At 40.7% G+C, this 1,586-nt stretch carries 1 protein-coding gene and 1 pseudogene; both read left to right on the top strand.

What is annotated here, in order from left to right; genetic code table 11:
- Window positions 1-803, top strand: an 803-nt coding sequence (locus GC128_RS23020) for a T6SS immunity protein Tli4 family protein (protein ID WP_193216303.1), incomplete at its 5' end; no start/stop codon positions are given.
- An 89-nt stretch (window positions 804-892) separates the two neighbouring features.
- Window positions 893-1,586: pseudogene (locus GC128_RS22890) on the top strand (T6SS immunity protein Tli4 family protein); the annotation flags it as partial.

Raw genomic sequence — 1,586 nt, 5'->3', positions numbered from 1 at the left:
ATTCAATGAATAGACCGGGTAACGATCCGATAGATGCTCCTTTTCTAAAAGAAGTGGTTCGATTGCCTGATGATAAAGGAGTGATTTTTGATCACAACTGGGCAGGAAAACCTGATTCATATCGCCAATTGGAGGCGCATGTTTATTCAGGGATGACTGCATTTATTATTACAGCTAAAATTCATGATTATTCAGATCCTAAAAATAAGGAGCGAAAGGATGAATATTTAAGTCTGGGCTTTACAGAGGCTCAGTCAAACACCAAACCAGCCATATTATCGGCGATGAGATCATTGATTTCCAGATTAAGCGGGCGTAAAGATGACGAAATCCCTGTCGATAAAGGCATCTGTATTCCGGATGGTTTTATTAAAGATAATAGTGAGAAGCAGAAGGAAAAAGTGACATTCAGTTTTGAAAACATGGACTTTATTTTTGGAGTATATATGAATAACACCTATGTTGGGTCAAATAGTACATTACTAAGTCGAGGTGAGGATATTAAGGAAGAGCAGGAAAAAGCTCATTACCATACGGTTAAATATGGAGAACTACAGCCGGGGGGAATACCTGCTCAGGAGTGGCTGAGTGCAGGAATGCAAGAAAGTAACAGCATAAAAGGGAAATTCCCGGCTTACGATTTTACTTTATATGCCAACGAAACTATCGCCAGCCCAACAAAACCGTGGCTTAGCGTGGAGTTCGGTAATACGGATAAGCTGAGTCGATATTCTGAAGCTGAGATGGTAGAAATCTGGGACAAACTGGTGAGTACAATACGCTATCGCCCCAATGCTTATTGATAGATGTGAATATTATAGCTGGCATGGTCGCCAGCTTTTGAGTTAACGCTGCAAGCAAGTGTCAGCAGGGTACAGGAGGTGCCTTTTCTATGACCACCAGACGAAAATATAAAACACGATCCTTTGTAAACCTAATTACTGTGACAGGAATTATTTTTCTCACCCTTCCCACACAGGCAACTGAATTAAACAAGAAGAATAATGCCATTGCTGAAACATTATTCTCGCATACCAAACCTCAGTGCATCGGGCGCTATCTGATTGATGTGCCAGAATCGCTTAATAATAAGCTCAATAATATGGTTTTCATCGATGATTTTAGAATTGAAAGTCAGCGATTATATCAACCAGCTTTCGAACAACGGATCAAGTTAAGAGAGCAGGAATTACGTGATTCAACGAATAAACCGGGTAACGATCCGATAGATGCTCCTTTTCTAAAAGAAGTGATTCGACTGCCTGATGAGAAAGGGGTGATTTTTGATCGCAATGAACCCGGTACGCCAGATAGCTATCGCCAGTTGGAAGCTCATGTTTATTCGGGGATGACAGCATTTGTTATTACAGCTGATATTCGTAATTATTCTGCTCCCAAAAATAAGGAGAGAAAGAGTGAGTACTTAAGTCTGGGCTTTACAGAGGCTCAGTCAAACACCAAACCAGCAACGTTATCGGCGATGAGATCTTTGATTTCAAGATTAAGCGGACGCAAAGATGAAGATATCCCTGTCGATAAAGGGGTCTGTATTCCTGATGGATTTATTAAAGATGATAGAGGGGTAC

Source organism: Buttiauxella massiliensis, assembly GCF_902500225.1.
Classification (GTDB): domain Bacteria; phylum Pseudomonadota; class Gammaproteobacteria; order Enterobacterales; family Enterobacteriaceae; genus Buttiauxella; species Buttiauxella massiliensis.
This window is presented reverse-complemented; position numbering and strand designations above follow the sequence as displayed.